This window comes from Vibrio sp. V01_P9A10T6, assembly GCF_963877065.1.
Classification (GTDB): domain Bacteria; phylum Pseudomonadota; class Gammaproteobacteria; order Enterobacterales; family Vibrionaceae; genus Vibrio; species Vibrio anguillarum.
In genome coordinates this window covers 13,761-32,369 of record NZ_CAWNTB010000144.1, presented here as the reverse complement: position 1 = coordinate 32,369, position 18,609 = coordinate 13,761, and the positions used below count along the sequence as shown (strand labels likewise).

15 protein-coding genes are annotated in these 18,609 nt (G+C 47.0%); 9 read left to right on the top strand and 6 right to left on the bottom strand.

Annotation, left to right across the window (positions count from 1 at the left end; all coding sequences use genetic code 11):
* Together ppc and argE are read right to left on the bottom strand one after the other, a co-directional pair.
* Positions 1-2,630 (bottom strand): phosphoenolpyruvate carboxylase (ppc, locus tag AACQ21_RS08220; protein WP_105977420.1); only part of this gene is annotated, 2,630 nt, incomplete at its 3' end.
* Between the two features lie 232 nt (positions 2,631-2,862).
* Positions 2,863-3,999: an acetylornithine deacetylase gene (gene argE, locus AACQ21_RS08215; RefSeq protein WP_010317659.1), complete on the bottom strand. Its 1,137-nt coding sequence runs from the start codon at positions 3,997-3,999 to the stop codon at positions 2,863-2,865.
* 156 nt (positions 4,000-4,155) lie between these two features.
* Here argE and argC point away from each other — a divergent pair, with 156 nt between their 5' ends.
* From argC to argH, 4 genes are all read left to right on the top strand, one after another.
* A complete protein-coding gene (gene argC / locus AACQ21_RS08210) occupies positions 4,156-5,157 on the top strand; it encodes an N-acetyl-gamma-glutamyl-phosphate reductase (RefSeq protein WP_017049213.1) in 1,002 nt (333 codons plus the stop codon).
* 23 nt (positions 5,158-5,180) lie between these two features.
* The gene (gene argB / locus AACQ21_RS08205) at positions 5,181-5,972 is read left to right on the top strand and encodes an acetylglutamate kinase (RefSeq protein WP_010317663.1); all 792 of its coding nucleotides are present in this window, start codon (positions 5,181-5,183) and stop codon (positions 5,970-5,972) included.
* A 93-nt stretch (positions 5,973-6,065) separates the two neighbouring features.
* Positions 6,066-7,289, top strand: coding sequence for an argininosuccinate synthase (locus AACQ21_RS08200; protein WP_017043213.1), 1,224 nt, complete (start codon positions 6,066-6,068; stop codon positions 7,287-7,289).
* Between the two features lie 129 nt (positions 7,290-7,418).
* A complete protein-coding gene (gene argH, locus AACQ21_RS08195) occupies positions 7,419-9,293 on the top strand; it encodes an argininosuccinate lyase (protein WP_105977418.1) in 1,875 nt (624 codons plus the stop codon).
* A gap of 193 nt (positions 9,294-9,486) precedes the next feature.
* On the opposite strand, the gene AACQ21_RS08190 is transcribed toward argH, so the two are convergent.
* The 3 genes from AACQ21_RS08190 to AACQ21_RS08180 all read right to left on the bottom strand — a co-directional run bounded on the left by AACQ21_RS08190 (position 9,487) and on the right by AACQ21_RS08180 (position 12,182).
* A complete protein-coding gene (locus AACQ21_RS08190; RefSeq protein WP_013855880.1) occupies positions 9,487-9,741 on the bottom strand; it encodes a DUF3624 domain-containing protein in 255 nt (84 codons plus the stop codon).
* Positions 9,742-9,870: 129 nt separating this feature from the next.
* On the bottom strand, positions 9,871-11,340 hold the full coding sequence (locus AACQ21_RS08185; RefSeq protein ID WP_105977419.1) for a dihydrolipoyl dehydrogenase: 1,470 nt from the start codon (positions 11,338-11,340) through the stop codon (positions 9,871-9,873).
* Between the two features lie 113 nt (positions 11,341-11,453).
* Positions 11,454-12,182 carry a redoxin family protein gene (locus AACQ21_RS08180; protein WP_013855882.1) on the bottom strand — a complete coding sequence of 243 codons (729 nt, stop codon included), beginning with the start codon at positions 12,180-12,182 and terminating at the stop codon, positions 11,454-11,456.
* A gap of 146 nt (positions 12,183-12,328) precedes the next feature.
* Here AACQ21_RS08180 and oxyR point away from each other — a divergent pair, with 146 nt between their 5' ends.
* A complete protein-coding gene (oxyR, locus tag AACQ21_RS08175) occupies positions 12,329-13,219 on the top strand; it encodes a DNA-binding transcriptional regulator OxyR (protein WP_105977417.1) in 891 nt (296 codons plus the stop codon).
* A gap of 36 nt (positions 13,220-13,255) precedes the next feature.
* Here oxyR and AACQ21_RS08170 read toward each other — a convergent pair whose 3' ends face one another.
* Positions 13,256-15,754: a penicillin-binding protein 1A gene (locus AACQ21_RS08170; RefSeq protein ID WP_105977416.1), complete on the bottom strand. Its 2,499-nt coding sequence runs from the start codon at positions 15,752-15,754 to the stop codon at positions 13,256-13,258.
* Between the two features lie 149 nt (positions 15,755-15,903).
* Between AACQ21_RS08170 and pilM the strand changes: the two genes are divergently transcribed.
* Genes pilM through AACQ21_RS08150 form a run of 4 tightly spaced genes read left to right on the top strand, consistent with a single transcriptional unit; the run spans position 15,904 to position 18,600 of the window.
* Positions 15,904-16,914, top strand: coding sequence for a type IV pilus assembly protein PilM (gene pilM / locus AACQ21_RS08165; protein ID WP_105977415.1), 1,011 nt, complete (start codon positions 15,904-15,906; stop codon positions 16,912-16,914).
* Positions 16,904-17,506 (top strand): PilN domain-containing protein, encoded by a 603-nt coding sequence (locus AACQ21_RS08160; RefSeq protein WP_017047271.1) that lies wholly within the window; start codon positions 16,904-16,906, stop codon positions 17,504-17,506. Before pilM ends, AACQ21_RS08160 begins: the two co-directional genes overlap by 11 nt.
* Positions 17,499-18,092, top strand: coding sequence for a type 4a pilus biogenesis protein PilO (locus AACQ21_RS08155; RefSeq protein WP_013855887.1), 594 nt, complete (start codon positions 17,499-17,501; stop codon positions 18,090-18,092). Before AACQ21_RS08160 ends, AACQ21_RS08155 begins: the two co-directional genes overlap by 8 nt.
* Positions 18,079-18,600 (top strand): pilus assembly protein PilP, encoded by a 522-nt coding sequence (locus AACQ21_RS08150; protein WP_017047272.1) that lies wholly within the window; start codon positions 18,079-18,081, stop codon positions 18,598-18,600. Before AACQ21_RS08155 ends, AACQ21_RS08150 begins: the two co-directional genes overlap by 14 nt.
* The last annotated feature ends 9 nt before the right edge of the window (positions 18,601-18,609 follow it).

Below are 18,609 nucleotides of genomic sequence, written 5' to 3'. Positions count from 1 at the left end.
CCTGTGTTACGCATTCCTGCTGCAATACCCGCGATAGTCACCATTAAGGCTTCTTCTAACTCTGCTGGTGCGGTTTCGGTTTTGCGAGTGCGGTATAACAGCTCTGCTTGCAGCATATTTAATGGCTCAACATAGATATTGCGCAAACGGATTGACTCTTGACCCCAAGGATCGCTTTGCATCAAGTTCTCATTGTTTTCTACATTTAACACCGCTTTGATGTCTTTCTGTAATTGAGAACGCAAACGCTCACCGAGCGGGCGTAACGATTCATCGACTAAGCGTTCATCGTAATAGTGTGAGATTTCAATGTTGCACTTGGAGTAAACCATCTCTAGCATGCCCAAACGCGTTGAGAAAAATGGCCATTCACGGCACATCTCTTCCAGCAGTGCTTGGTGTCCTTTATCGATAGAAAACTGAATTGCTTCTCCCGCACCTAGCCAGGCTGGTAGCACGAGGCGGTTTTGGCTCCAAGAGAAGATCCACGGGATTGCACGTAAGCTTTCGACCCCACCATTAGGGTTGCGTTTAGCTGGACGTGAACCGAGTGGTAATTTACCCAGCTCTAGCTCTGGCGTTGCTTGGCGGAAGTACGGGACAAAGTCCGGCTCGCCGCGAACAATATGACGATACGCTTCGCAAGAGACTTCAGACAATACCTCCATTAAGTCGCGCCAATCTTGTTTTGGCTCTGGTGGTGGCAGCAGGTTCGCTTCTAAAATGGCGCTGGCGTACATCGTAAAACTATTGACCGCTACTTCTGGTAGACCAAGTTTAAAGCGGATCATTTCGCCTTGCTCAGTCACACGCAAGCCACCTTTTAAGCTTTTGGGTGGTTGTGAAAGCAGTGCCGCATGTGCTGGAGCGCCCCCGCGACCAATGGTGCCGCCACGTCCATGGAATAGTGTCAGTTCTATTCCGGCCTCTTCACTGACATTAACCAAAGCTTCCATTGCGCTGTATTGCGCCCAACCGGCGGACATTACACCTGCATCTTTAGCAGAATCAGAGTAACCAATCATCACCATCTGGTGGTTTTGAATAAAGCCACGATAGAGATCAATGCCCATTAGTTGGCGGATCACCGTTTCTGCGTTGTTTAAATCATCCAAAGTTTCGAACAGTGGACAAACGTCCATGCGATAAGGGCAGCCACACTCTTGCAACAATAGATGTACGGCAAGTACATCTGATGCGGTACGAGCCATCGAAATCACATAAGCACCAAAGGCTTCGCGAGGCTGAGAAGCAACGATTTTACAGGTGTCGATCACCTCTTGTACCGCTTCTGAAGGCTGCCAGTCACGAGGTAACAAAGGACGTTTTGAGCTCAACTCATTGTTGAGAAACGCAATTTTGTCTTGCTCGCTCCACTGGTCATAATCACCAATGCCTAAATAACGGGTGAGCTCGGAGATCACATCAGAGTGACGAGTGCTCTCTTGGCGAATATCCAAACGTACAAGATGCACACCAAACGCTTTAATCCGGCGCAGAGTATCAAGCAGCGAGCCATCGGCAATGACGCCCATGCCGCATTGATGTAAAGATTGGTAGCAGGCATAAAGCGGTTCCCACAACTGTGCGATATTTTGCAGTGGTGCTTTGCGTGCCAGTTGTTGGCCATTGATCTTGGCATCCAACACTTCCAGTGTTTCGCTGAGCAGTTCACGCAGGCGTTTGAGAATGGCGCGATAAGGTTCGTGTTCATCTATGCCAGCCAGATCGCGTAGCGCGTCACTGCATTTGGTCATCGACAGTTCGCTGACCAGCTCATTGATATCACCTAGGTAGAGATCGGCCGCTTTCCAGCGAGAAAGCAGCATTACTTCACGGGTGATTTTATGAGTCACAAAGGGGTTACCATCACGGTCGCCGCCCATCCACGAAGAGAAATGCACAGGGCGTGCATCAATTGGTAGCCCTTCACCTAAGTAGTTGGTGAGGTGCTCATCAAATTCACGAAGAAAATCAGGCACGGCTTGCCATAGAGAATTTTCCACCACCGCAAAGCCCCATTTTGCTTCATCCAGTGGCGTAGGGCGCTGCTTACGAATCACATCTGAATGCCAGCTTTGCGCGATCAACTGTTCTAAACGGCGTTCGGTTTTTTGGCGCTCTTTAAATGAAAGGTCACTGAGTTCAAGCTTGGAGAGACACTCGTTAATTTTCACCAGCTTGTTGATCATCGTGCGGCGTGTAATTTCGGTTGGGTGAGCCGTTAGCACTAACTCGATATTGAGATCGCGTACCGCTTGAGCAGCATCCAATTTACTGATTTTATTTTGATTCAGTTTAGTAAACAGTAAATTAATCGCATCAGGCTCACACACATGTTCTTCACAGTGACGTGAAATGGTGTGGTACTGCTCGGCCATGTTGGTTAAGTTAAGAAATTGGTTGAATGCCCGCGCTACTGGGGTGAGCTGTTCGTTGGGAAGGTTTTTGATCTCTTCAACCAAGCTGTCTCGGTCGGCTTGATTGCCATTACGGGCTGATTTTGAAAGTTTTCGGATGGTTTCCACTTTCTCTAAGATAACGTCACCATGGGCGTCCTGAATGGTGTTGCCCAGCAAACGGCCAAGCATGCTCACGTTACTTTTGAGCGCAGCGTATTTTTCGTTCATTGTCATCCTGCCTTGTAAAAAAATTACATCCATTGTTCCTTGCTAAGTACACAATCTAGCGAAAAGATCCCTGTAGAGTCAAATAAAGCCGACTATTTTTACGATTATTGCTGAATGTTATTGAACGTGATCATTTGGTGAATAATTGGCGTAAATTACTGAAATTTTATTACAAAAATGCCCGACCGTAGAAACCCTGTCAGGCATTTATCGCTTGAGTAAGCTTGGTAGGCTAGAAGCAGTATTTATACATTGCTTTGGACAAAATCGAGATGGTTGGATCAATAAATTCAAACGCTAGGAATTCATCCGGTTGATGCGCTTGATCGATCGAACCTGGGCCGAGTACCAGTGTTGGGCATAATTGTTGTAAGAACGGTGCTTCAGTACAGTAATTCACGGTTTGTGAAGCGGTATTGCAAATCTCTTCAATGTTGCCAATAAAGGGGTGATCATGCTGACATTCATAACCCGGAATCGCATCATGCAGCGCGGTAATCTCAATGCGACCGGGCCATTTTGCACTGACTTCATTCAGTGCATTGCGCAGCAAGTTATCGAGCCCATCTAGACTCATGCCGGGCAGCGGGCGCACATCGTAATGCAATTCGCAGCAGCCACAAATGCGGTTTGGACTATCGCCACCGTGGATATGGCCGAGGTTCAAAGTGGGGTGAGGAATGGCAAAGCCTGGGTGATGGTACTCTTTGATCAATTTGTCGCGCAGTTGCATTAACGCGAACAGCACTTCATGCATGATTTCGATGGCATTTACGCCCAGAGCAGGATCAGACGAGTGGCCCGATTTTCCTGTCACTCGAATAGCGTTGGCTACGTGGCCTTTATGGCCGCGGATGGGCACAAGGCTAGTCGGCTCACCAATAATGCAGTAATCCGGTTGAAATGGTGCATGTTCAGTGAAATGACGCGCGCCGAGCATAGTGGTTTCTTCATCACAGGTCGCCAACACATACAGCGGTTTACTCTGTTTACTCCAATCGACTTTTTTCACCGCTTCGTAGATAAAAGCAAAAAAGCCTTTCATGTCTGCCGTGCCTAAGCCATAGAAACGATCATTGGCTTGCGTTAACGCGTGTGGTTCAAAATTCCAACGTCCTTCGTCAAATGGAACGGTATCACTGTGCCCCGCGAGCAGTAGGCCACCTTCGCCGCACCCTTTCTTCGCCACTAAATTGTATTTTCCCGGCGCGACTTCAATGGTGTCGACTACAAACCCTAAGCTGGAAAACCAGCTTGCCAATTTATCAATCACATTCTGGTTACCTTCGTCCCAACGAGCATCTGTGGAGCTGATGGAAGAGGTTGAAATCAGACCTTGGTAAACCTCAAGAAAACTGGGTAATTGCATATTATCTTTGCTCCTAGTATTGACAGAGTAATTGCGAGAAGGTAAAAAACATATTAAATCACTTTGTGTGAATAAAAAACCGAGTTAAGTGTCTTTTTTTGAAATTTATAGTCATTTTTAGATTGTCTTTTTTACCTTGAAATTGGATGTCACGAGATGTTGAAAACCACAATTATCGGAGCTAGCGGTTATACCGGCGCTGAGTTGGCGTATATGGTGCAAAAACACCCACAACTCACGCTATCAGGTTTATACGTTTCCGCCAATAGCCTAGATGCTGGAAAACCAATGGCTGAGCTGCATGGCAAACTCTCCGGTATTGTCGACATGCAGGTACAACCATTAATGGATCCGGTGAGCGTTGCAAGCCAATGTGATGTGGTGTTTTTAGCTACGGCTCATGAGGTGAGCCATGATCTCGCGCCTATTTTTCTTGCGCAAAATTGTCAAGTTTTCGACCTTTCTGGTGCTTTTCGCGTCAAAGGTGATGATTTTTACCAAAATTACTATGGTTTTAAACATCAACACCCTAAATGGTTAGAAAACGCGGTTTATGGACTGGCGGAATGGAATTGTGAGGCAATTAAGCAGAGCCAATTGATCGCTGTTGCGGGTTGCTATCCAACCGCATCGCAACTTGCGATAAAGCCTTTGGTTGAAGCGGGTTTGTTAGATACAACTCAATGGCCGGTGATTAATGCCACCAGCGGTGTCACAGGCGCGGGCAGAAAAGCGACATTAACCAACAGTTTTTGTGAAGTGAGTTTACAGCCATACGGCGTGTTTACTCATCGCCACCAACCTGAAATCGTCGCCCATTTAGGATGTGATGTGATTTTTACGCCTCACTTAGGGAATTTCAAACGCGGTATTTTGGCCACCGTGACGATGAAGCTTGCATCAGGTATTTCAGAGCAACAAGTCAGCCATGCTTTTGAGAAGGCGTACGCTAACAAACCAGCGGTTCGGCTCAAATCAACCTTGCCGAGCATCAAAGATGTTGAATTTACACCATTTTGCGACCTCGGTTGGCGAGTGCAAGGTGAGCATATTATCGTCGTGTCCGCGATCGATAATTTATTAAAGGGGGCATCGAGCCAAGCGATGCAGTGTTTAAATATTCATTACGGTTTTTCTGAGCTAACGGCTTTGGTGTAACGCACCAAGCGTAAGGGTTAAATATGACAGATACAAAGCAAAATCCATTAGTGATTAAGTTAGGCGGCGCGGCGCTGTCTTGTTCTGAAACGCTAAGCAAACTGTTTGGCGCAATCGCACTGTATCAAGCCCAAGCTCAGCGACGAATTGTCATCGTGCACGGGGGCGGTTATCTCGTCGATGACCTGATGGCGAAATTACAACTAAAAACCGTGAAGAAAGAAGGTTTGCGTGTCACGCCTTATGACCAAATTCCGCTGATTGCAGGCGCGCTGGCTGGAACAGCCAACAAAATGCTGCAAGGGCAAGCGATTAAAGATGGCTTAAATGCGGTTGGTTTATCGCTCGCTGATGGCGGGTTATGCAAAGTCGAAGAGTTGGATCCAGAACTCGGCGCAGTGGGCAAGGCTTCTCCTGGTGATTCACAAATCGTGCAAGCGATTTTAGCCGCTGGTGGTTTGCCTATTATCAGCTCGATTGGCCTGACCGCTGATGGTCAAATGATGAATGTCAACGCCGATCAAGCAGCCGTTGCAGTGGCTGGCGCATTGGATGCAGAGCTCGTTCTGCTTTCCGATGTGAGCGGTGTGCTGGATGGCAAAGGCCATTTGTTGTCGAGCCTCAATGAGCAGCAGGCCAATGCGCTCATTAAAGGCAAAGTGATCACGGATGGCATGATTGTCAAAGTGAAAGCGGCGCTGGAAGCGGCAAATGATTTAGGTCGCCCGATTGAAGTGGCGACATGGCGTTACCCAGATAAGCTCAGCAAATTGTTTGCGGGCGAAAGTATCGGGACCCAATTTTTACCTCAATAAACGCATTTAATCAGTTGTTGATAACAGCTGTAAGTAATTAATCACCCAGAGCACTGACCGCCAAGCGCAGCGCCGGGAAATGGAGAAAGTAAGATGAGCAAGGTTCAAGTCAATAAAGTCGTTGTCGCATATTCTGGCGGTCTAGATACATCGGTGATCATTCCGTGGTTAAAAGAAAACTACGATTGTGAAGTGGTTGCCTTTGTTGCCGATGTCGGCCAAGGTGAAGAAGAATTGGTCGGCATTGAAGAGAAAGCGAAAGCGTCTGGCGCGTCAGAGTGTTATGTGGTCGATCTTAAAGAAGAGATGGTCGCTGAATACATCTACCCAACACTAAAAACAGGCGCTTATTACGAAGGTAAATACCTACTTGGGACGTCAATGGCTCGCCCAATCATTGCCAAAGCGCAAGTTGAAGTAGCGCGTAAAGTGGGTGCCGATGCGCTGTGTCACGGCTGTACGGGGAAAGGTAATGACCAAGTGCGTTTTGAAGGTGCGTTTGCAGCCCTAGCGCCTGATTTACATGTGATTGCCCCTTGGCGTGAGTGGGACATCGTGAGTCGTGAAGAGTGTCTTGATTTCCTTGCTGAGCGTAACATTCCTTGCGCCGCTTCATTGACGAAAATTTACTCGCGTGATGCGAACGCGTGGCACATTTCGACCGAAGGTGGCGTGCTTGAGAGTACTTGGAACGCCCCTAATGAGGATTGCTGGGTATGGACAGTAGATCCAGAGCAAGCGCCAAATGAACCAGAGTTTGTCACACTGCAGGTCGCGAAAGGCGAAGTCGTTGGCGTCGATGGTGAACTGATGACGCCTTACAACGCACTCGTTTACCTTAATGAGAAAGGCTCTAAACACGGCGTTGGTCGTATCGACATCGTCGAAAACCGTTTGGTTGGTATGAAGTCTCGTGGTTGTTATGAAACCCCAGGAGGTACCATCATGATGGAAGCGTTGCGTGCTGTTGAGCAGTTAGTACTCGATAAAGCCTCATTCGAATTTCGTGAAGAACTGGGTGTCAAAGCGTCGCATCTTGTATACGATGGCCGTTGGTTCACTCCGCTGCGTAAATCCATCATGGCCGCAGCCGATGAGCTGGCACAGGATGTTAATGGTGAAGTGGTTGTGAAGCTTTACAAAGGGCAAGCGACAGTGACGCAAAAACGTTCTGAAAACAGCTTGTACTCGGAAGAGTTTGCGACCTTTGGTGAAGATGTTGTGTATGACCAAAGCCACGCGGGCGGCTTCATTCGTCTCTATTCGTTGGCAAGCCGGATCAGAGCGTTGAACGAAGCGAAGAAGAATAAAGCCTAGGTTAACCCCCAAGGTAGAGACACAAAAATAACAATAAAAGATCGCTCTAGTAGCGATCTTTATTATAAAAATGATTGAGCAATTTGATGTGGTCACGCTCAGTCGCGACCTAAGAGCAGGAGATACGCAATGGCATTATGGGGCGGTAGATTTACCCAAGCAGCAGACACGAGGTTCAAAGAGTTCAACGATTCACTTCGCTTTGATTACCGATTGGCTGAACAAGACATTGTGGGCTCTATAGCATGGTCAAAGGCGTTGGTGTCAGTGAATGTTTTGGGCGAAGAGGAGCAGCAAAAACTAGAACTTGCGCTCAACGAACTCAAACTGGAAGTGATGGAAGATCCTGAGCAGATCTTACGCTCTGATGCAGAAGATATTCACTCTTGGGTTGAGCAGCAGTTGATCAGCAAAGTGGGTGATTTAGGCAAAAAGCTGCACACTGGGCGCTCTCGTAATGACCAAGTCGCGACCGATTTAAAATTGTGGTGCCGCCAGCAAGGTCAGCAATTACTGTTGGGGTTAGATCGCCTGCAAACGAAACTAGTGTCGGTTGCTCAGCAGCACCAAGCGACGGTTTTGCCCGGTTATACCCACCTGCAACGTGCGCAACCAGTGACCTTTGCGCATTGGTGTTTGGCCTATGTTGAAATGTTTGAGCGTGATTACTCTCGTTTAAATGATGCGATTAAGCGCCTTGATACTTGCCCGCTTGGCTCCGGCGCGCTGGCAGGTACGGCCTATCCGATTGATCGTGAACAGCTTGCTCATCATTTAGGGTTTCGCCGTGCCACGCGTAACTCGCTCGATTCAGTATCCGACCGAGATCACGTGATGGAATTGATGTCGGTGGCGTCGATCTCGATGCTGCATTTATCTCGTTTGGCGGAAGATATGATCTTCTACAACTCGGGTGAGTCTGGTTTTATCGAACTGGCTGACACCGTGACTTCGGGTTCATCCTTGATGCCGCAAAAGAAAAACCCTGATGCATTAGAGCTGATCCGTGGCAAAACTGGCCGTGTTTATGGCTCGCTTGCGGGCATGATGATGACGGTCAAAGCCTTACCATTGGCTTATAACAAAGATATGCAAGAAGACAAAGAAGGGCTGTTTGACGCGCTGGATACTTGGAACGACTGCATGGAAATGGCTGCGCTTTGCTTTGATGGCATCAAAATTAAAACCGAACGGACTTTAGAAGCGGCCAAACAAGGCTATGCCAATGCTACCGAATTAGCTGATTATTTAGTCGCCAAAGGGATCCCTTTCCGTGAAGCGCACCATATTGTGGGCGTAGCGGTGGTTGGCGCGATCGCGAAAGGGTGTGCGCTTGAAGAACTGACCCTTGCCGAGCTTAAAGAGTTTTCGTCGGTCATTGAAGATGATGTTTATGCGATCCTCACCATCGAATCTTGCTTAGAAAAACGCAGCGCTTTAGGTGGCGTTTCGCCAAAACAAGTGGCCTATGCGGTTGACCAAGCCAAAGCGCGTTTAGACAAACGTGACACCACGGCGGTGAAAGTTCGTCCTGCCCGTTTGACGGATATTGAAACGCTAGAAAGTATGGTCACTTATTGGGCGAATATGGGAGAAAACTTGCCCCGTTCACGCAATGAGTTGGTGCGCGATATTGGTTCATTTGCCGTGGCGGAACACCATGGTGAAGTGACGGGATGTGCCTCGTTATATGTCTATGACTCTGGGTTGGCTGAAATTCGTTCGCTTGGTGTAGAAGCAGGTTGGCAAGGTCAAGGACAAGGAAAAGCGATCGTCTCGTATTTGGTGAATAAAGCGCGGCAAATGGCGATTAAGAAAGTGTTTGTTCTGACTCGAACGCCAGAGTTTTTCATGAAGCATGATTTTATTCCAACCTCAAAAAGCTTACTGCCAGAGAAAGTGCTTAAAGATTGTGAACAATGCCCACGGCAGCACGCTTGTGATGAAGTGGCGCTTGAGATCAATTTGGTTGAGCAGGTCATCAAGCGAGTCAACGTCGCTTAATACGTTGATTACCAACGCGATCATTGCCGTTAATGAGGCCTTGGAAAAAGATCTCAAAAAGATCGAATGATCACGGAACAATTTAAGAAAAGCGTGGTCTATAACTGTACCACTGCTTTTTCTTAGAAGAATCTAAGAAGGCCCCAAACCTACTATTGGTTCTGGGGCTTTTTCTTTTGTGCTCTTTAGCTTTTTATTTGTCGCGCCCTTGCCGCTTACGCCAAGGGAGTACCACAAACTTCATCCACAGATGTAAAAACAGCAAACCGTTAAAGGCAAAGCCCGCTATTAGCAAGCTGATCGATTCAATGGTTTTAGGGTTCTCCCTGCATAACCACCACCACACAAGCCAGCACCCAACAGACAAAACAGTGAGCTGATCCATACAACGTTGGCAGCGGCCGATTTTTTTCCAAAACCACGAAGATTGGCAGTTATTGCAAGGCATAAGCGCGTTCATTAAAGAGAAAATAACGGCAGTATAACGTGCGCGAAGGTGTGAGTCTAAGGCGCGGCTGAAACTAAAGCGTATAAAAAACGGCCGCACAAGGGCGACCGCATGAATGGATGTTGAAAATTAACAGCCCGGACCGCAGTCCATGCAATGTTTGATCATCTCAGGACCTAAATGCAGTTTAGCGTTTAGATCACGCAGCGCGGTGCGCACGCCTTCTTCAATTACGGGGTGATAAAAAGGCATATCCAACATCTGTGAAATCGTCATCTGATTTTGATGTGCCCACGCCAGCAAATGAGCCAAGTGCTCTGCATTCGGCCCCATCATTTCAGCGCCTAAAAATCGCCCTGTTCCTTGTTCGCCATACACATGCAATAACCCTTTATTGCGCAGCATGACGCGTGAACGGCCTTGATTTTCAAACGACACAGTACCGATAGCAAAACAGCCACAATTTCCCAAACGAGTGGTTAGCTGTTTGTAGGATTCACTGACCATCGCAATTTGCGGGTCTGAAAAAACCGCTGAGATAGAGGAACGACGAAGCCCGGCACGAATATCTGGGTAGCGGCCAGCGTTATCCCCTGCAATACGACCTTGATCGGCTGCTTCATGAAGCAGTGGCAGTTGATTACTGGCATCACCAGCAATGAAAATACTGTCTACAGAGGTTTGCAGCGTATAGTAATCGGCCGCTGGTACGCCACGCGCATCAAGGGCTACATCGGTATTTTCAATTGCCAATTTATCTACGTTCGGGCGACGACCGGTTGCCGCCAACACATAGTCAACGACAAATGTCTCGAGCTGCCCTTCACGGTTGATGAATTGGATTTCAACTTTGTCGTTTTGGCCTGTTGGAGAAGCAATGCGTTTCATGCTTTCCACTTTAACGTCAGCGTCTAAATAGAATTCTTCCTTAAACGTTTTATCAGCGTAAGCCATCACATCAGGGTCGGTTAATGGGCCAACTTGTCCACCAATGCCGAACAGCTTCACTTTTACCCCTAAGCGATGTAAGGCTTGACCTAGTTCTAAGCCAATAACTCCCGGGCCAAATACGGCAACAGATTCGGGTAAGTCGTCCCACTCAAATAGGTCATCATTAATGATTAAGCGATCGCCAAGTTCATGCCATACCGCGGGGTAGGCTGGGCGAGAACCGGTAGCAATCACGATCCGCTTGGCGCTGATTCGTGTATGGTTGTCGACCTGTAGGGTGTGGTTGTCGATAAATTGGGCGTAGCCTGAGATTTTGTCTTCAGCGGGGATCTCCTCAACGCCTTCAAGCACAAATCCGACAAAGCGGTCACGTTCACGTTTTACCCGCGCCATCACTTCACGTCCATTAATGACAATTTCACCTTGAGGATGAACCCCAAAAGCAGGAGCTTTGTGGATGTGATGGACGCTTTCAGCGGCCGCAATCAGTAACTTAGATGGCATGCAGCCGACGCGAGCGCATGTGGTTCCGTATGGGCCACCTTCGATCATGACGACACTAGTCGTATGTGCTTTTGCTGCACGATAAGCGCCGAGTCCTGCGGTCCCACCACCAATAATGGCTACATCAACGTTTAACTGTTTCATCATCGCTTTCTCTAAATTTGGAATGTGAATAGTCGATGGCAACATTTAATAATGCTGTCATTGAGTCTAAATGAGGAGGATGCCCTAGGAAGATTTTCCTAGGGCAGGCGTGATTAGCCCAGGTAAGCTTCTAGCTCTTCGCTGCCGCCGATGTGTTTACCACCAACGAAAACTTGCGGAACGGTGGTACGGCCTGTGATAGCTCGTAAGCTCACTGTGGTTGCATCTTTACCCAATACCACTTCTTCATATTGAAGACCGTGGTCAATCAAGAGTTGTTTTGCTTTAGTGCAGAATGGGCAACCTGGTTTAGTAAATACGGTAACCGATTCTTGTGTTTTATAGTTAGGTGCAATGTATTTCAGCATGGTGTCAGCATCTGATACTTTGAACGGGTCACCCGGTTCATCAGCTTCGATAAACATTTTTTCGATGATGCCATCTTTGACTAGCATGCTGTAACGCCATGAACGTTTGCCAAAACCGATTTGGCTTTTATCAACTAACATACCCATGCCGTCAGTAAATTCGCCATTGCCATCAGGAATGAAAGTAATATTCTCTGCTTCTTGGTCTGCTTTCCAAGCATTCATCACAAAGGTATCGTTCACCGAAACACATAGGATGTCATCAACGCCATGCTCTTTAAACACCGGGTACAGTTCGTTGTAACGCGGCAAGTGGCTTGATGAACAGGTTGGGGTGAAGGCACCTGGCAAGCTAAATACGATAACGGTTTTACCTTTGAATAATTGATCTGTTGTGAGATTAACCCAAGCATCACCTTGACGAGTAGGGAAAGTGACTTGTGGTACCGCTTGGCCTTCTTTAGATACTAACATTCTATTTTCCTTGTGATTTTCTAAGTTAGGTTATGATTTTAAGAGCCGCTGCTCTCATTTGTTGAAGCCATTATGGAAGAAAACCTTTGATAGCTCCAATCGTTTGATGCTATGGTTTTGATAGGTGGATTCTATTGAGATTGAAGATGAACATTCGTGATTTTGAGTACTTAGTATCATTAGCTGAACATAAACATTTTCGTAAAGCAGCAGAAGCTTGTTTTGTGAGCCAGCCAACACTCAGTGGCCAGATCCGCAAACTGGAAGATGAGCTGGGAACAGTATTATTAGAGCGCAGCAGTCGCCGAGTATTGTTCACCGATTCGGGCCTGCAATTGGTCGATCAGGCCAAGCGTATTTTAAGTGAAATCAAAACCTTCAGAGATATGGCTAGCGGCCAGGGTGGCTCGATGAGTGGTCCTATCCATATTGGATTCATTCCCACTTTAGGCCCCTACCTTTTGCCGCGTATTGTGCCTTTTTTAAAAGAGCAATTTCCTGAACTGGAGCTCTATTTACACGAAGCGCAAACCCAACAGCTTGTGCGCCAGTTAGAAGATGGAAAACTCGATTGTTTAGTGTTGGCCTCCGTTGCGGAAACGGCTCACTTTAAAGAGATTGATCTGTATGACGAAGCATTGAGTATTGCCGTGCCTAGTGGGCATGAATGGGCTGCAAAAAGTGAAGTAAGTATGTTGGATTTGAAAGGGCGAACGGTATTGGCTTTAGGTGACGGTCATTGCTTACGCGATCAAGCCTTAGGTTTCTGTTTTGCGGCAGGCGCAAAAGATGACGAACGTTTTAAAGCGACCAGCTTAGAGACGCTGCGTAATATGGTCGCAGCGGGTGGGGGAATTACCCTGTTACCTGAGCTCTCTTTACCAGATGTCAAAGAGAAGGATGGCGTTTGTTACCTTAAAGCGGTCAACCCGCAGCCTTCACGCCGCTTAGTATTAGTTTATCGGCCGGGATCGCCGCTGAGGCAGCGTTTTGAGCAGTTGGCTCATGCAATCAAAACAAAGCTAAATGAGAAATAAAAAAAGAGGCTAAATTTAGCCTCTTTTTACTGAGCTTTAGAACAGCTCTTCACCTGTAGGTGAAGAGTAGATGTTGTCAGAGACACTCTCTGCGACATACTCGGTTGGCTCTGTGCCTTGAATGAAGTATTCAAACATCGAGCTTGAATCAAACTTATTGGTTAACAGGCCGGTATCGATATCGATTCTTACCCGCACAATATTGGCGGGAATGGGTTTGTCTTGCGCTGGCACATCGACCAGTACTTGACGCATAAAATCAATCCAAGCGGGTTGTGCCGTTTTTGCTCCCGCTTCCGCACCGGATACACCATCGTCATCTACATTGCTGTTTTCGGTTGTCCTACCTAAGTTGCGGTTATGATCATCAAATCCGACCCAAGCAATAGCGACCATGCCCGGTGCATAGCCGTTGTACCACGCATCTTTGGAGTCATTGGTCGTTCCTGTTTTACCACCAATATCACGACGCCCCAGCTTTTGTGCACGCCAGCCTGTACCATTCCAACCCGTTCCTTCACGCCAATTTCCGCCACCCCAAATATTGCTGTACATCATCTCTCGGACAAGAAATGCGTTTTGTTCGGAAATTACTTGTGGAGCATAGTGCGATGCAACATCTTGTTCATCGAACTCATTTGTGTCTGGGGTGCATTGCTGTTGGCAAACGACTTTTGGTGTGGCTTGATACTCAAGTTTGCCAAAGGGATCTTCAACTTTGCTGATGTAATAGGGTTCAACATAATAGCCGCCATTGGCAAACACGGAATAGCCTTGCGCCATCTTAACCGGCGTTAAGCTTCCCGCACCTAAGGCAATGGTTTCTGAGCGTGGTACTTGGTCAATATCAAAACCAAAGCGAGTGAGATACTCACGTGTTTCATCCAGCCCAACAGCGCGTAGCACTCTCACCGCCATCACGTTTTTGGATTGAGCCAAGCCAACACGAAGACGAGTTGGGCCAATATAAGTCGGTGGTGAGTTTTTAGGACGCCATGCTGTACCTTGGCTTTGGTCCCACTGGTTAATCGGCGCATCATTAATGAGTGTCGCTAAGGTCATGCCTTTATCGATGGCGGCAGAGTAGATAAAGGGTTTAATACTTGAGCCGACTTGGCGCACCGATTGAGTCGCACGGTTAAATTTATTGTGCACAAAGTTAAAGCCGCCAACCAGCGCCAGTACCGCCCCATTTTCTGGGTTCATGGCAACAAAGGCAGTGTTGGCATTGGGTACTTGGCTTAAGTACCACTGTGGTACTTCGTCGGTGGTATGGTCATCACTGTATTCAGCACGATTACGTACCCAAATTTGTTCACCAGCGGCGATGATTTCCGTCGCTGTACTCGGAACCGGTCCTTGTCGAGAATCAGTTAAGAAACGGCGAGCCCAGTTCATGCCTTGCCATTCAATGGTCTGCAATCCTTGGTTCTTAACCCAAACCGTAGCCGATTGGCTGCTTACGTGGGTAACGACGGCTGGTAATAAATCTCCATAAGTCGGTTCATTATTTAAGTGCTCGGCCAGTTGCTGTTCATTCAATGGCGTTTGGCCTTCTTTCCAAACTACTTTTTCAGCACCGCGATAGCCATGACGCTCATCATAGGCGAGTAGGTTATTGATTGCAGCTTTACTCGCGGCTTGCTGCTGTTTGGAATCTACCGTTGTGGTGACAATCATGCCAGAGGTATAGGCCGACTCTTCACCATAGCGCTCCACCATCCATGAACGGGCGATTTCTGCCACATAAGGTGCATTAAGTTCAATTTCAGCACCGTGGTATTTCGACATTAAGGGCTCAGAGCGGGCTTGCGTATATTGTGCTGGGGTTATGTATTTCTCATCAAGCATTCTCTGTAGCACCACGTTACGGCGGTTAGTCGCGCGATCTAGAGAATAGATAGGGTTCATAGTTGAAGGTGCTTTGGGAAGTCCTGCAATCAGGGCAATTTCACTCAGCGTTAAATCTTTGACTTCTTTTCCAAAATAAACTTGGGCTGCCGCTCCAATTCCATACGATCGGTAACCGAGATAAATTTTATTGAGATAAAGCTCTAGGATTTCTTTTTTCGTCAGCAATTGTTCGATATGAATAGCGATAAAAATCTCTTTGATTTTTCGCATGATCTTCTTCTCATTAGAGAGGTAGAAGTTACGAGCAAGCTGCTGAGTAATGGTACTTGCACCTTGTTTAGCGCTACCTGAGGCGATCACAGCGACCGCAGCACGAGTGATACCAATTGGGTCAAAACCATAGTGTTCGTAGAAGCGGCTATCTTCGGTGGCGATAATCGCTTCGATAAGTTCAGGCGGGATCTCTTCAATACGCAGCGGAACTCGGCGCTTTTCTCCAAATTGGGCGATGAGCTTGCCATCTTGACTATAGACCTGCATCGGTGTCTGCAATTGTACATCACGTAAAGTCGCTACATCGGGGAGGTCTGGCTTCACGTAAAAATAGAAGCCAAATATCGTAGTGACTCCAAGAATAATGCAAATCAATGAAAGTAATAACAATCGCTTTATGAACTTCACCGGATAATCCCTGTTTAGTTAAGGCTGCCCTTATGCAAACCCTTGTACTCTAGGCTAAAAATTTAGCTCTAAAAATAAATTGTGGCTTATTTAACCTCAAAATAAGCAAATCGAGCTAAGCCTAAGCAGCGTTACTGGAGCTAAGCCGTATGGGTAAATCAATGGTTACGGGTATAGATATTGGCCACCATAGTATTAAAGCGGTGGTGTTAAAGCTAGCGGGTGATTCATATGCACTCGTCGGTTATAAAGAATTATTTATTACTGAGGACATATTCTCCGATAACCACACGCTGGATTATCAGAAAATTGTAAAGAAACTCAAAGAACTAAGAAAGGGTTTACCACTATTTAGTCACAAAGTCGCCATATCGGTACCGGACAATGCGGTAATAAGTAAGGTATTACAAATAGATAGTGACCTGCAGGCGCGTGAAAAAGAGTTTGCTATTTATCAGGCATTTTCTCATCAGTCACCGTTCCCGATAGAAGAACTGAGTCTCGATTTCGTCAAAGTGATGGAAAAAAGCGTAAGTCGCAGTAGCACCGTAAGTTATCAAGTTTACGCCACTCGTAAAGACGTCGTGGAAAGCCGTGCGTTAGCGGCTCAAAAAGCGGGCTTTTTACCGATCGCGGTTGATGTGCAAATACACAGTTTGTTAAACATCTGGCAGTTGGCGAGCAGGGCACAACATCGCAGCGATTGGATGCTCATGGATGTGGGCCATACCCAAACGGCGCTCTGTATTGATTTTACTGATAAAGCCCCTTTTCATAAAGAAATCCCTCTCGGTTGTCAGTGGTTGTCCCAAGACAGCGCGATGTCGGGCACCAATGCGGAATTAGCCGATAAAAACGAGCGCTTTGTGCATGAGTTGATCGAGCGACTTCAACGTCAGTTGCAGCTTTTCACCTCCGTCAATGGCGCGGGCAGTTTAGCAGGCATTTGGCTCTCAGGTGGTGGTGCAGATATTCCGATGTTGGCGCAAGAGATCTCGCGGCGTCTCAAGCTTGAGTGCGAAATTCTCGATCCCTTCCTTCTGTTTAACAATAAGTTAGCGAAACGCCAGCGAGGTAAGCAGTCTGGGCAGAGTTTTAGCACCGCGGCTGGCCTTGCACTGCGTGGTATCGAGTGGTTGGAGTCTTCTCATGTTGCATAGTATTAACTTACTGCCTTGGCGAGAGGAACAAAGAGCGGCGCATAAGCGTCGTTTTATGGGCTTGGTCGTCTTAGGTGTGATGAGCGCTGTTGGTATTCAATGGGGTATCGGTTTGTATTTCTCCGGGCAAGCACAGCAGCAAGAGTCTCGTTTGGCTTATTTGAATCAATACATTCAGCAGCTTGATAAACAGATCAATGCATTAAAAATGACGGAACAAGAACACAAGGCACTATTAACTCGCTTATCGGTTGTTGAGTCATTGCAAAGCCAACGCAATAAAACCACCGAGTTGATGAACCTGATGCCACAGCTTATGCCTGAAGGAGTCTACGTCGATAAGATCAAAATGAATGGTGAAGAAATTGAAATTACGGGCATCAGTGACAGCACTGCGCGTCTTGCGACCATGCTCGATAATTTTGAAAAATCAGCCTTACTTTCCGATGTCAACATGCACTCTATCGTGCACGGTAATAAGCGATTTGGTAAGGAGTTTCAGACGTTTAAAGTGTCATTTATGTTTCATTCCCCGACACCACAGGGCTCTGTGCTAACCAAGATTCGGCCTACAGGAGCTGTCCATGACTAGTTTTCAAGATCTTGATATGGATGAAATGGCTGAATGGCCGTTGCTGCCTCAACTGCTGGTTATTTTGGTGTTGATGCTGATTATTCAAGGCGTTGGCGCGTGGTTCTATCTTATGCCTCAAAATGAGCAATTGCAGAACTTAAAACAGCAAGAAGAGGTGCTGAAATCGACCTTACGGATTAAGGCCAGCAAAGCTGCTACCTTACCCCAGTTGCAAGCTCAACTGGATGAATTAACTGAACGTTATGATTTTTTATTACGCCAATTACCCGTGCAAAAAGAGCTCGCAAGCATGCTCGCGTCGGTCAATGAACTAGGGCTAGATAACGCGTTAACCTTTACACGTATTGATTGGGGAGAAAAACAGAATAAAGAGTTTCTGTATCGTTTGCCGCTCAATATCGAATTAACTGGGAATTACCACGACATTGGTGATTTCTCAGAGGCGATCGCGAAATTGCCCCGCATTATTAATTTCGATGATGTTGATTGGCAACGGGTTAGCCAGGAAAGCAGCACGTTACATTTTAGGGTGCGCGCTTATACCTATCAATTCAAGCAAGAGGTGGACGATGAAAAACAATAATCTGCTGCTGATGGTGTTGTTTAGTACCAGTGTATTGGTTGGTTGTAAGGCGAATCAAGATTCATTGAAGGTTTATGTGGAGCAGGTCGAGGGGCAAGCACGCAAAGAAGTCTCCAAATTAAAACCCATTATTCAATTTGAAGTTGCTCATTATGCGCAACATGAATCCCGCGAACCTTTTGTGCTGCCTAAAGAAGCGATTGTACAAAATCAGCCTGTAGTGAAGGCAGACTGCTGGCAACCTCCGGCTCGCAGTAAAAATGGCCAGCTAGAGCGCTATCCGCTTAATCAACTGCGATTAAAAGGCGTGATGAGTAGCGGGGGCGCGGTATCGGCATTAGTGCAAACGCCCCAAGGCAAGGTCGTCAATGTGAAAGCGGGACAATATTTAGGTTTGAATCACGGCAAAGTTACTCGAGTTGATTCCAATTACCTGCTGATCAATGAAACCTTGCCAGACGGCTTAGGTTGTTGGAATCAACGTAACGTCAAATTGGCTCTGAAATAGAATTTGAAT